We start from the raw sequence: 13192 nt of genomic DNA, 5'->3' as shown, positions 1-13192 counted from the left end.
CGAATTCTAACGAATTACCGATTTCTGTCCCACTCTCTCTTTATTTGATAAAAGTTGTCACGATCAGATTGAAATTTAAGATAGTTAAGACAATCGCAACGAGATAACCTAAGAAAGTGTTCCATTTCGCATTGACATGTTCTCCCATGATTTCCTTGTTGGAGGTGAAATAAACCAGAGGGAAGATGGAGAATGGAAGAGCCGCTGATAGGAAGACTTGAGAATAAACCAGAAGGTCGTCGAGGACATGTTCCTGATCACCAAATAAGATCGCAACGATGATGACAGGAAGAAGGGCAATGATCCGAGTCATGAGACGAACGACCCATTGTGGCAGGCGGAATCTCAAGAAACCTTCCATAACGATTTGACCGGTTAGGGTCCCGGTAATGGTTGAATTTTGACCACTGGCTAACAAAGCGATGGCAAAGAGGGTGGACAAGAAGGGACTAGCGATAGCGCCGGCAATATGATTATCTTTGAGAGCATTATACATGCTAGAGAAAGCACCGATCTTATCTCCGTGACCAAAGAAGAGGGCTGCTCCAAGAATCAAGAGGAGGGAGTTGACGACGAAGGCCAAACTCAATTCAATATTTGAATCCCAGGTCATAAAGCGCACTGCCCGTTTGATATCTGCTGGATCTTTGTAGTCCACCTTTCGCGTTTGCGAAATGGAAGAGTGGAGATAGAGGTTGTGGGGCATTACGGTTGCCCCGATGATTCCAAGCGCCAAGGTCAAGGCCTCATTTCCTTTTGGAAGCCCAATTCCTAACACCTCTTTTTGAGGCAGGAAGCCAGCGAAGATTCCTCCGATATCTGGTTTCGATAGGAATACCAGATAGCCAAAAATTGCAAGGATCGTGAGGATCAAGGTTGATACAATGGCCTCGATCTTTCGAAATCCTAAATGCATGAGCCCCAGTAATAGAAAGACATCAAAGATAGTGATCAGGATAGAAAAGAGCAAGGGCCAGCCAAAAAGAAGGTGGAGGGCAATCCCTGATCCGATGACTTCTGCTAAATCTGTCGCCATCAAGGCAAGCTCGATCACAATCCAAAGGGTATAGCGAAGCCATTTGGGTAAATGATGGGCGGTTGTTTGGGCCAGGTCCTTACGATGGACAATCCCTAGTTTACCAGCCATTTGTTGCAACTGCATGGCGATTAAAGACGAGAGAAGAACCACTGATAAGAGGAGGTAGCGGTATTGGGCCCCTCCAACGACACTCGTAATCCAGTTTCCCGGATCCATATAGCCGACAGCTACTAGACTTCCTGGCCCTGAAAAGAGCAGGAGAGTCTTCCAAAAAGGGATCCCTTTTGGCACGTCAATAGATTGGTTGATTTCTTGAAGTGATTTCCTTTCAAACTGTTGTAAACTCACAATGAGCCTTCTTTCTAAGAATAATTCAAATTTGTCTCTAATTATAGCATAAAATTTATAATCCTTCATGATAATTTAGGATAACCTTGTTTTCTACTACCTCGATTTCTTTGTAATCTATCAGAAAAGGACTATAATATAGATAGGAAGTAGGAGGGAGGAGAGGAAATGGCCTACATCGAAATGCAGCACTGTTACAAGCGCTATACGAGTGGAGAGACAGAGATTTTCGCTAACCGGGATGTTTCCTTTGAGATTGAAAAAGGCGAGTTGGTCATTATTTTGGGAGCATCAGGAGCTGGAAAATCAACGGTTCTCAATATCTTAGGGGGGATGGACACCAATGACGAGGGTCAGGTTCTGATTGATGGAGTGGATATTGCAAAACTCAATGCTCATCAACGGACGGATTATCGACGAGATGATGTTGGTTTTGTCTTTCAATTTTATAATCTGGTCCCTAATTTGACAGCTAAGGAGAATGTTGAGTTGGCTTCAGAAATTGTTTCTGATGCTCTGGATCCGGAAGCTGTTTTGAAAGAAGTAGGACTTGGCAATCGTCTTGATAATTTTCCTGCCCAATTGTCAGGGGGAGAGCAACAACGGGTGGCGATCGCTCGGGCAGTGGCTAAAAACCCTAAAATTCTCCTTTGTGATGAGCCAACGGGAGCCTTGGATTACCAGACGGGTAAGCAAGTATTGGGGATTTTACAGGATATGTCTCGAAAAAAGGGAGCGACGGTCATCATCGTAACCCATAATGGTGCCCTAGCTCCGATTGCAGACCGTGTGATTCGCATGCATGATGCCAAGGTCAAGTCGGTAGAAATCAATGAGCTTCCTCAAGATATTGCTACGCTAGAATATTAGAAGAGGTGGTAGCATGAAACGAAAAGTCTATTGGAAGGATTTGTTTGCTTCTTTTACACATTCAAAAGGACGCTTTCTCTCCATCTTAACCTTGATGTTGTTGGGAAGCTTGGCCTTGGTTGGCTTAAAGGTGACTACTCCAAATATGCACCGAACGGCTAACCAGTTTATTCAGCAACAAAATATGCTAGATCTTGCTGTCATGGGGGACTTGGGATTAGACCAGGCAGACCAAGAGGAGCTTTTAGGACTCAAAGGGGCGCGTGTCGAATTTGGTTCCCTACTGGATCTGACAGTGAAAGGAACAGGAGAGGCGATTCGACTTTTTTCTCCTCCAAAAAGTCTTTCTTCTTTTCGTGTGACCAAGGGGCGCCTACCCCAAAAAGAAGGGGAACTGGCCCTAGCAAGTTTTTGGAAGGATCGCTATCAGATAGGGGATACCCTCACACTCGAAGAAAAGGCTGGAACGCGCTCTAGTTTAAAGCGAAAGCAATTCACCATTGTTGGCTTTGTTCAATCCTCTGAGATGTGGTCTCAAAAAAATTTAGGCACTGCCATGAGTGGCAGTGGAAATCTAGATGCCTATGCACTAGTTTCAAAAGAGGTCTTTACGACCAAACTTCCTGTGATAGCGCGGATTCAGTTTGATGATCTGAAGTCTTTAGATTCTTTTTCGCAAGTCTACCAAAAACGGCTCGAAGCTCATCAAGAAGAGTTAGAAAAACTTCTGAAAGACAATGGAAAGGCCCGCTATCAAAGACTCAAGCAGGAAGCGGATGGGCAGATTCAAAAAGGCCAGAAAGAACTCAGTCGTGCCAAGGAAACACTCCAGTCAGCCAAGAGTCAGATTGATCAGGCTCAAAAGCAATTAGACTTGCAGGAGACGCAGCTCAGTAAACTAGCTCCATTTCTGCCAGCTAAAGAGCAAGTAGCCAGCCAAGAAAAGATCCATCAAGCCAAAGAACAACTGGATCAGAAAAAGAAGGACTGGACTGCAGGTGAAACGGAGTTTGCAAAAAAAGAGGAGGAGCTAAAAAAAGCTCAAACCGAGCGAGATCAACTGGAAATTCCAACTTATCATGTCTATGACCGCAAGACCATGCCAGGTGGACAAGGTTACCTGATGTATAGCAATGCTAGTAGCAGTATCTCTGCTGTCGGAAATATTTTTCCGGTCGTTCTTTATCTGGTAGCCGCCATGGTGACCTTTACCACGATGACCCGCTTTGTTGATGAAGAGCGAACCAATGCAGGTATTTTTAAGGCGCTGGGCTATCGTACCAGGGACATCATTCTCAAATTTGTCCTCTATGGATTCTTTGCAGGGACGATCGGTACCCTTCTAGGAACCTTGCTGGGCCATTATTTCCTATCGGGGATCATTTCCAACATTATCACGCAAGGGATGGTGATTGGAGAGAGCAGAGAGTATTTTTATGGAGATATGACTCTGATTGCGCTCGGACTGTCTTTCGTTGCGAGTGTGCTTCCGGCTTACTGGGTTTCGCGTAAGGAATTAAAAGAAGAAGCCAATCTTTTATTACTGCCCAAACCACCGGTATCTGGTTCGAAGATTTTCCTGGAGCGTCTCCATTTTATTTGGAAACGTCTGAGTTTCACCCACAAGGTCACTGCTCGTAATCTCTTTCGTTACAAACAACGGATGCTGATGACCATATTTGGAGTGGCAGGTTCTGTTGCTCTTCTCTTCGCAGGGCTAGGGATTCAATCTTCTGTAGGAGGGGTTCCCAAACGCCAATTTCAAGAGATCCTATCATATGAGTTGATTGTAGCTGAAAAAACGAATGCATCAAGCCAAGAAAGCAAGGAACTAACCAATCGTCTGGAAAAATCAGATATCAAAGATTATCGACCGATTTATAGTAAGGTCATCGAAGCTTCTTTAAAGGGTGGACGCGACAAGCAGACCATTACGATGATGGTAACGGATCGTACAGATTTTTCTCCCTTTGTCAGCTTGCGTTCTCTCAAGCAAGGAGAGTCCTTGTCTCTCAAGAAAGGGGTCATCATCAGTAGTAAGCTAGCACAACTAGCCCAGGTTACAGTCGGGGATCGACTGATCTTAGATGGTCACACTTTTAAGGTGGCGGGAATCACTGAAAATTATGTCGGCCATTTTATCTATATGGGTCAGGCAAGTTACCAAAAAATCTACGGAAAGCGGACTTCAGCAAATAGCTATTTGGTGCAGTTGAAAAATCCTTCTACACGACAAGTACAGGCTGTCAGTCGGGATATGATGAATCTTGCAGCTGTGAAGGCGGTTAGTCAGAACGCTTCGATGATTTCCCTCTTTAATTCAGTTGCCAAATCCTTGGACACTACTATGATGATTCTAGTAGTCGTATCGATCTTGCTAGCCATCGTGATCTTGTATAATTTAACCAATATCAATGTGGCAGAGCGGATCCGTGAATTATCGACCATTAAGGTCTTAGGATTCCATAATAAGGAAGTGACGCTCTATATTTACCGCGAAACCATCTTATTGTCTATCATAGGGATCCTCATGGGATTAGTGGGTGGTTATTATCTTCATCAATTCCTCATTGCCATGATTGCACCAGATGCCATTCTCTTTTACCCTAAAGTGGGACTTGGAGTTTTTCTCTTTCCTGTCGGAGGAATGATCCTTCTCTTGATCCTGTTAGGAATTTATGTTGACCATTATCTCCGAAAAGTAGACATGCTCGAAGCCCTCAAATCAGTAGACTAAGATACAAAGCCTGTAGCTGATAGCGACAGGCCCTCTAGCCTGAGTTTTCATTTCTAGTAGCATGGAATGTTCATAAAACTTTCACCTTTGGGTGGAAGTTTTTCTTCTCTTTGTTATAATGGAGAGAAGGAGAAGATCATGACTAAAATTGCTTTACTTTCAGATATTCATGGAAATACGACAGCATTGGAAGCTGTTCTAGGGGATAGTCGAAAAGCCAAGGTGGATGAATATTGGCTCTTGGGAGATAGTTTGATGCCTGGGACAGGGAGACGGGCCCTCTTGGAGATGTTAGAGGAGTTACCGATTACGGTTAAAGTCCTTGGAAACTGGGAAGATAGTCTTTGGCGGGCCATGAGGGGGATGTTGGATGAGACCAGACCAAGTCATCGCTACCTCATGCGCCAGTGTCAATATATTCTTGAAGAAATCACGCCCCAGGAAATTGAAGACATGCAGAAAATGCCCATGCAGGTCCATAGAGAAATCGCAGGTTTAAAGATCGGCATTACCCACCACTTACCTGATAAGAATTGGGGGCGCGAATTGATCCACATTGGTGAGCAGAAGGATTTTGATCGCTTGGTGACAAACCCGTCTTGTGATATTGCAGTCTACGGACACATTCACCAGCAGTTTTTCCGCTACGGGACAGGAGGAGAACTGATTATCAATCCTGGCTCAATCGGTCAACCTTTCTTTTTGGAAAAGAATCTTCGCAAGGACCTTCGGGCCATGTATGCTATTCTTGAATTTGATCAAATGGGGTTAAAAGATGTAGATTTTAGACGGGTGGACTATGATGTCCAAAAAGAACTGAAACTTGCAAAAGACCTCCATCTTCCTTATTACCAAGTGTATTATGAAAGTTTGATCAATGGCATTCATCATACCCACAATCATGAGCTTCTTCATGAGATTGAGCAGAGAGAAGGTCATGATCGAGAAATCGATGCTTGGTTAGAGGACTTCTTTCAATAGTGTAACTGTTGACATTACAACTGAAAAGAGTATAATAGGAATAACGAAAGTCGTCCCTTGACGGTTGTTCAATAGACTCTACCTTCAAAAACGGGTAGAAAGGAGTGAAGTTATGCAAATTTCGAGTCGCTTTACCATTGGGACTCATGTCTTGATCATGATTGCTCTACAAGGAGAAAAAACAAAAGTAACCAGTGATTTTTTGGCAGGAAGTGTTGGTGTGAATCCTGTTATTATTCGAAAGACCTTGTCTCAGTTAAAGAAAGCGGGATTAATCCATGTAGCGCGTGGGACAGGAGGAGCTGAACTCGCTAAAGCAGCTGATGAGATCAGTCTGTTGGATATCTATCAAGCGGTCGAATGCTTAGGTTCGACAGGCCAATTATTTGGTTTCCATGAAAAACCCAATCCAAATTGCCCAATAGGTCACAATATCCACTATGTCTTAGATGGGAAGCTCGAAGACATTCAGACTGCTATGGAAAAAGAGATGGCTCAAACCAGCCTAAAAGAAGTCGTAGAAGACGCGCAGAAAAGAATGGACCTCGAATCGGTTTCATAAGAAAAATGAGAGTGGGACAGAAATCGGTCATTCGTTAGAATTCGATTTCGTCGTCCCACCTCCGTACAGTTGAGTAGGGCTGTAAAAGCTGATGAAATCAGCGCAGTAGAGCCCACTCAACCACTGCGTCTTGCTCGACAATCCAAAAACAATTAAGAGGCTAGGACTTTTGTCCCAGCCTCATTTTTTATATTTATTGACGAAACATTCTGTTTGCTGCGACTTGGATTTACAAAAGGCTTAGTCAAAGTAAAGTAAGTCTTTGCTAGTTTCTGTAAAGAGTCCAAAGCCGTCTTTTGTGACATAGCCGCAGTCTTCAATACGGACTCCGACTTTACCTGGGATATAGATTCCTGGTTCGACTGAGAAGCACATGCCTTCTTCAAGCACCAGGTCATTTCCTTCCATAATAGAAGGGAATTCATGCACATCCATACCGATACCGTGTCCAAGGCGGTGGTTGAAGTATTCACCATAGCCAGCTTTTTCGATGACGCTCCGTGCAGCACGGTCTACGTCATGTGCTGTTACACCTGGTTTGATCATGTCAATGGCAGCTTGTTGAGCTTCTAACGTCAAGTGATAGATTTCTTTTTTGAAATCATCTGGTTTACCAACAGCGACGGTACGGGTCATATCTGATGCATAACCATTGACCATACAGCCAAGGTCAAAGAGCAAGAGGGCATCGTTTTCGACTTTGTTGCTTCCAGGAATTCCGTGTGGGTTAGCTGCATTATTTCCCGTCAAGACCATGGTTTCAAAGCTCATTTCATAGCCCAAGCGTTTGATACCAAAGTCGATTTCTGCTACGATATCAGTTTCCGTTTTATCCAGTGAGATGGCGTCGAATCCCATATTGACAGCCTTATCTGCATATTGACCAGCCACCAACATTTTTTGGATTTCATCAGCAGATTTGATCAAGCGCATGCGGTTAATTCGTGGTGTTAAGTTGGTAAATGTTGCTTTTTCAAAGACAGTACGCAAGCCATTGTATTTGGTCAGAATCAAGTTATCATATTCAAGTGCAACGGTTTTGGCATCTGGTTTTGCGATAGCCCCTTTAATCTTTTCCCAAGGGTTTTCAGAATCCACATAGCCAACCACTTGGAAATCGACAACTGCAGTCGCCCGTTCCACTTCAAGTGCAGGAACGAAGAGAAGGGGTTCGTGGTCTGTGTAAACGAACAAGAAGAGTTGACGTTCGTGGGGATCACTGTAAAATCCAGTCAGGTAATTGATGGTGACAGGATCGGATACAACAGCGACATCTGTTTTTTCAGTTTCAAGAAAATCGACGATTTGATCTAATTTAGACATAATGCTACCTTCTTTCTATGGATCTATTTTGTCAAATTTTCCCCAAAAAAGCAAGAGTTTACAAAATTTTACCAAAATACTTGAAAGTGTTTACAATCCATGATAAAATAGGATTAATTAGAGAATGAAAACGAAATTTTCAACAATGAAAGGAAATCTTATGAATACAGACGATACAGTAACGATTTATGATGTCGCCCGTGAAGCAGGGGTTTCAATGGCAACCGTTAGTCGTGTAGTGAATGGAAATAAGAACGTTAAAGAAAATACACGTAAAAAAGTTTTGGAAGTGATCGAACGCTTGGATTACCGACCAAATGCTGTTGCGCGTGGTCTTGCCAGCAAGAAAACCACAACAGTCGGTGTTGTGATTCCAAACATTACCAACAGCTATTTCTCTACCTTGGCTAAGGGGATCGATGACATTGCTGAAATGTACAAGTACAACATCGTTCTTGCAAATAGCGATGAAGACGACGACAAAGAAGTTTCAGTGGTAAACAACCTCTTTTCAAAACAAGTGGATGGGATCATTTTCATGGGCTATCACTTGACAGAAAAGATTCGCTCAGAATTTTCACGCTCTCGGACGCCAGTTGTCCTTGCTGGGACAGTCGATGTAGAACACCAATTACCAAGTGTCAATATTGACTACAAGCAAGCGACTGTGGATGCTGTTGCACAATTGGCAAAACACAACAAGAAAATTGCTTTTGTAAGTGGTCCATTGGTGGATGATATCAATGGAAAAATCCGTTTGGCTGGCTATAAAGAAGCTTTGAAAACGAAAAAATTGAGCTACAGCGAAGGACTTGTCTTTGAATCGAAATACCGTTATGATGAAGGTTACAACTTGGCAGAACGCATCATTGCATCCAAAGCAACAGCTGCCTTTGTAACAGGGGATGAATTGGCTGCAGGTCTCTTGAACGGCTTGTCTGATAAGGGGATCAAGGTACCAGAAGACTTTGAAATTATCACCAGTGATGATTCACAAGTAACTCGTTATACGCGTCCAAATCTATCAACGATTGGCCAACCTTTGTATGACCTTGGTGCGATCAGTATGCGCATGTTGACCAAGATCATGCACAAAGAAGAGTTGGAAGAACGCGAAGTACTGTTGTCTCATACGATCAACCAACGTGGAACGACCAAAAAATAAGGATTAGTAGACTAGAGTCTCGACTTGGGAAGACGTGTCTACTAGTCTAAGAGGCTAGAACAGAACTGTTCTAGCCTCTTTTTATATGTGTCATTAATCATAAGTAATGATGAAGTGAAATTGAATGAGTGTTGGTTCAAATATTGATGTGTAAGTTACAATTAAATCGTTCTAGAGTTTGTTAAAATACCATACAACAAAATATGATGAATTTGTTTTGTTTCGTCTTCTATGTTTTTATTTGGAGATAGATGATTTCCTGTGCTATTGAGAGCACTCATGACGTTTAATATAACCTCTGTTGACAAATCTTTAGCAATTATATTTTCATTTTTACCTAGCTCAATATATGCACGATATATTTCACGCTTTTTCTCATCTATCGCTTTTGTCATAAGTTTCGTAAAAGTAGGATCCTCTAACGTTTTTTCTTGAAAGTAGTTAGAAATCTGTTGGCTTATTTTTTTCTGACATAAAGCTAAGGCTTGATTTAATTTTGATTTATAATCTATATTACTGAGTAGAATGTTTTCAGCTTCTTGTATGATGTCTTTAAACAATTCATTAATACATAAAGCTACTAAATTATCTTTCTTATCAAAGTAATTGTAGATTGACACAGGAGAAACTTCTGCGACTTTTGCAATTGATTGTATACTTGTTTCTTTAAACCCTTTTTCTTTAAATAAAGAAAGAGCAGACTGAATAATAGCTTGCTTCTTTTTTTCTGTTGTTTTTTGATATTGATTCATTTGAACACTCCATTTGATATCAATTATAGCACAACTTTGAAATTTATCTCAGATTATTTCATTAATTCTTGACGATATCTGATATTTACAATACAATTAAGTTTGAAATATAATTAATGATATTTCAAACTTATAATAATTGAGGGAAGATATTTAATGTTAACTGAATTTCTTATTAAGCAGTCTCAAAAACCTAGTGGTCTTATTGGTAGAGTCATCACAAAAATATGGTCATTCTATTTTAAAAAACTTAGTCTTTGGGCGATTAAACAGACTACTATTTCAGATAATTATAGAATTTTAGAAATTGGTTACGGTGGCGGGAGTACTATCAAGAACCTTCTTGCTTTAAATAAAAATCTTGAGATTCATGGTATTGATATTTCTAAGGAATCATATAGAACTGCCCAACGTGTTCATTCAGATTCCATAAGAAAAGGTAGTGTCCAACTTAAGATTGGAAATGTGGAGAATATGCCTTATCAAAATAACTATTTTGATAGAATATTTGCTATTCAGACCCATATTTTTTGGAAGGATATAAAAAAGAGTTTTCAAGAAGTTTATAGAGTCCTGTCCAGCAATTCTACTTTGATAATTGCTTCTGAAAAAGAAAAAATACATTATCATATGACAGATTATCGTACAAGTCATGAATTTAGTCAGTTACTAACAAGTATTGGTTTTTCAAAAATTGAGGAAAAACAGAATCGCAATTGGATTTTGTATATCGTATATAAATAAAATAGAATTTTAAATTTCGAACAGAACTGTTCTAGCCTCTTTTTTATACTGCGAACAGGTAGAGACTTGCTGGGCACTCTTTATTTCGGTATAATAGAAGGTATGAAAGTTTTACTGTATTTAGAAGGAAAATCCGTATTACAAAAATCAGGAATTGGTCGAGCCTTGCAGCATCAAATGCATGCGCTTGATTTGGCTGGGATTCCGTATACGACAGATATTTTAGGAGATTATGATGTGGTGCATATCAATACCTATGGCCCACGGAGTTTCCTTTTGCTCCATGCAGCAAAGCGTCGTGGAAAGAAAGTCATCATGCATGGCCATTCAACCCGTGAGGATTTTGAAAATTCCTTTATCGGGTCTAACTTTTTTGCGCCCTTGTTTGGGAAGTATTTGGCTCACATGTACCAAAAGGCAGACTATGTGATCACGCCATCTGAATATTCTAAACACCTGATTCAGTCTTATGGGGTGACCACACCGATTATCGCGGTCTCCAATGGAATTGATTTGGAAAAATACAAGAAGGATCCGAAAAAAGAAGAGGTCTTTCGAAAGCATTTTAATATCCAAGAAGGCCAAAAGGTTGTCATCTGTGCAGGGCTTTATTTTAAACGCAAAGGGATTGAAGATTTCGTAGAAGTGGCCCGTCGCATGCCGGATGTGCGCTTTATCTGGCTAGGTTCTATCAACAAATGGATCATTCCGCGTAAGATTCGTCGTATCGTAGAAAAGGATCATCCGAGTAATGTGGAATTCCCTGGCTACTTCAAGGGAGCGGTCTTCCAAGGGGCCATGACGGGTTCAGATGCTTTCTTCTTCCCATCTTATGAAGAAACAGAAGGGATCGTTGTTTTGGAGGCCTTGGCCAGTCATCAGCACACGGTCTTGCGGGATATTCCTGTATACAATGGCTGGATTGACGAGACGTCCTCTGAATTGTGCCATAATGTAGACGAATTTGTGGATTCCTTGAACAAGGTCTTGAACGGACAAGTAGATAAGCGGGAGGCTGGCTACAAGGTTGCTGAGAGTCGTTCGATCGACTTAGTGGCTCATCAATTGGTCGAAGCCTATCAAACAGTTTTGGAGATGTAAGATGCGTGTAGGATTATTTACAGATACCTATTTCCCGCAAGTTTCGGGAGTGGCGACCAGCATTCGGACGCTCAAAACAGAATTAGAAAAATTGGGTCACACGGTCTTTATCTTTACGACAACGGATAAAGATGTGAACCGCTATGAAGATTGGCAGATTATTCGGATTCCAAGTGTGCCTTTCTTCGCCTTTAAGGACCGCCGCGTTGCTTATCGTGGTTTTTCAAAGGCACTTGCCATTGCCAAGCAATACCAGTTGGATATTATCCATACCCAGACTGAGTTTTCATTAGGCCTTTTGGGAGTTTGGATTGGACGCGAATTGCGGATTCCAGTCATTCATACCTACCATACCCAGTATGAGGACTATGTCCGCTATATTGCGAGAGGCATGGTCATTCGCCCAAGTATGGTCAAATACATTGTGAGAAGTTACATGAATGATCTGGACGGCGTCATCTGCCCAAGCGAGATCGTCTATGACTTGCTCCAAAAGTACAAGGTCAAGGCAGAAAAACGCATTATTCCGACAGGGATTGATTTGGCCAAGTTTGACCGGCCAGAAATTACTCCGACAGAGACTGCGGCTCTTCGTGAAAAATATGAAGTCGCAGAAGATGAAACGCTTTTATTGAGCCTGTCGCGGGTCTCTTATGAAAAAAATATTCAGGCTGTCATTGCGGCTCTTCCTGATGTCCTTCAGGTCAATCAAAAAGTCAAGTTGATTGTGGCTGGGGATGGACCTTATTTGGATGATCTGAAAAAACAAGCGGCGAAACTTGGCGTTTCAGATGCGGTTGTCTTTACAGGAATGATCCCACCCAATGAAACAGCTCTCTATTATAAGGCGGCTGACTTCTTTATTTCAGCTTCAACGAGTGAGACGCAAGGGCTGACCTATTTAGAGAGTATTGCGAGTGGTACCCCGATCATCGCTCATGGCAATCCTTATCTCGATCATGTGATTGATGACCCTATGTTTGGTAAACTCTTTTATGAGGAGAGCGATCTGGCCCAAGCGATTCTTGAAGCGATTGACGAGATGCCTGCAATCGACGAGACCAAGTGGGCAGAAAAGATCGATGATATTTCTGCAGCAACCTTCGGCCGTCGAGTCTATGAATTTTACTTGGATAAAATCATCTCTAAAGACTTCTCAAATGACTTGAACCCAGAGCAAAGTCGGGTGAAGCGGATGTCCAAGACCATTGTGAAAATCCCGACCAAGGTCATTGCTCTTCCGGTTAATGGATCTGTGAAGATAATGAAGGCGTCTGTCAAACAGGTGAAGAAAATCCGTAAAATCACGCATTTCTTTGATTGAAAATGAAACTTTCTCTTGCAATATTTTTCAATCGTGTTATAATTACTGACAGAGACATATCAAATCTAGGAAATCTGATAGAGAGCGCGTGGAGCTGGAAATCGCGTAGAGGATAGGTTTGGGACTACTCGATATACTTTTATGCAAACATAAAACGGTGGCCACGTTAGAGCCAATCAGAGGTGTCCCTCTTTTTTGAGGAACATAAATGAAGGTGGAACCACGTTGCGACGTCCTTTTTGGATG

General features: G+C 41.8%; 11 protein-coding genes. 8 read left to right on the top strand and 3 right to left on the bottom strand.

What is annotated here, in order from left to right; genetic code table 11:
* Positions 1 to 40 precede the first annotated feature (40 nt).
* Entirely contained in the window at positions 41 to 1387 is a 1347-nt protein-coding gene (locus tag NMM13_RS01500; RefSeq protein ID WP_003013089.1) for an Nramp family divalent metal transporter, read from the bottom strand.
* Between the two features lie 168 nt (positions 1388 to 1555).
* On the opposite strand from NMM13_RS01500, the gene NMM13_RS01495 reads away from it, so the two are divergent.
* The 4 genes from NMM13_RS01495 to NMM13_RS01480 all read left to right on the top strand — a co-directional run bounded on the left by NMM13_RS01495 (position 1556) and on the right by NMM13_RS01480 (position 6537).
* Positions 1556 to 2257: an ABC transporter ATP-binding protein gene (locus tag NMM13_RS01495; protein ID WP_049514710.1), complete on the top strand. Its 702-nt coding sequence runs from the start codon at positions 1556 to 1558 to the stop codon at positions 2255 to 2257.
* 13 nt (positions 2258 to 2270) lie between these two features.
* Positions 2271 to 4994 carry an FtsX-like permease family protein gene (locus NMM13_RS01490; protein ID WP_254727141.1) on the top strand — a complete coding sequence of 908 codons (2724 nt, stop codon included), beginning with the start codon at positions 2271 to 2273 and terminating at the stop codon, positions 4992 to 4994.
* A 138-nt stretch (positions 4995 to 5132) separates the two neighbouring features.
* Positions 5133 to 5975 (top strand): metallophosphoesterase, encoded by an 843-nt coding sequence (locus NMM13_RS01485; RefSeq protein ID WP_254727138.1) that lies wholly within the window; start codon positions 5133 to 5135, stop codon positions 5973 to 5975.
* 112 nt (positions 5976 to 6087) lie between these two features.
* Complete coding sequence (locus NMM13_RS01480) at positions 6088 to 6537, top strand: Rrf2 family transcriptional regulator (protein ID WP_254727136.1); 450 nt, start codon at positions 6088 to 6090, stop codon at positions 6535 to 6537.
* A gap of 240 nt (positions 6538 to 6777) precedes the next feature.
* On the opposite strand, the gene NMM13_RS01475 is transcribed toward NMM13_RS01480, so the two are convergent.
* A complete protein-coding gene (locus NMM13_RS01475) occupies positions 6778 to 7860 on the bottom strand; it encodes a Xaa-Pro peptidase family protein (RefSeq protein ID WP_254727133.1) in 1083 nt (360 codons plus the stop codon).
* A 160-nt stretch (positions 7861 to 8020) separates the two neighbouring features.
* Between NMM13_RS01475 and ccpA the strand changes: the two genes are divergently transcribed.
* Entirely contained in the window at positions 8021 to 9025 is a 1005-nt protein-coding gene (ccpA, locus tag NMM13_RS01470; RefSeq protein WP_254727130.1) for a catabolite control protein A, read from the top strand.
* Positions 9026 to 9186: 161 nt separating this feature from the next.
* On the opposite strand, the gene NMM13_RS01465 is transcribed toward ccpA, so the two are convergent.
* On the bottom strand, positions 9187 to 9777 hold the full coding sequence (locus NMM13_RS01465) for a TetR/AcrR family transcriptional regulator (protein WP_024055141.1): 591 nt from the start codon (positions 9775 to 9777) through the stop codon (positions 9187 to 9189).
* 156 nt (positions 9778 to 9933) lie between these two features.
* Between NMM13_RS01465 and NMM13_RS01460 the strand changes: the two genes are divergently transcribed.
* From NMM13_RS01460 to NMM13_RS01450, 3 genes are all read left to right on the top strand, one after another.
* Positions 9934 to 10521: a class I SAM-dependent methyltransferase gene (locus NMM13_RS01460; RefSeq protein ID WP_049485661.1), complete on the top strand. Its 588-nt coding sequence runs from the start codon at positions 9934 to 9936 to the stop codon at positions 10519 to 10521.
* Between the two features lie 102 nt (positions 10522 to 10623).
* Positions 10624 to 11622, top strand: a complete 999-nt coding sequence (locus NMM13_RS01455) for a glycosyltransferase family 4 protein (RefSeq protein WP_155126792.1) — start codon at positions 10624 to 10626, stop codon at positions 11620 to 11622.
* Position 11623: 1 nt separating this feature from the next.
* Positions 11624 to 12946, top strand: a complete 1323-nt coding sequence (locus tag NMM13_RS01450) for a glycosyltransferase family 4 protein (protein WP_049514697.1) — start codon at positions 11624 to 11626, stop codon at positions 12944 to 12946.
* Positions 12947 to 13192: the final 246 nt, after the last annotated feature.

Source organism: Streptococcus sp. CF8_St5-11 (assembly GCF_024295625.1).
Classification (GTDB): domain Bacteria; phylum Bacillota; class Bacilli; order Lactobacillales; family Streptococcaceae; genus Streptococcus.
The sequence above is the reverse complement of the archived record's forward strand: the minus strand, read 5'-3'. Positions and strand labels throughout refer to the sequence as shown.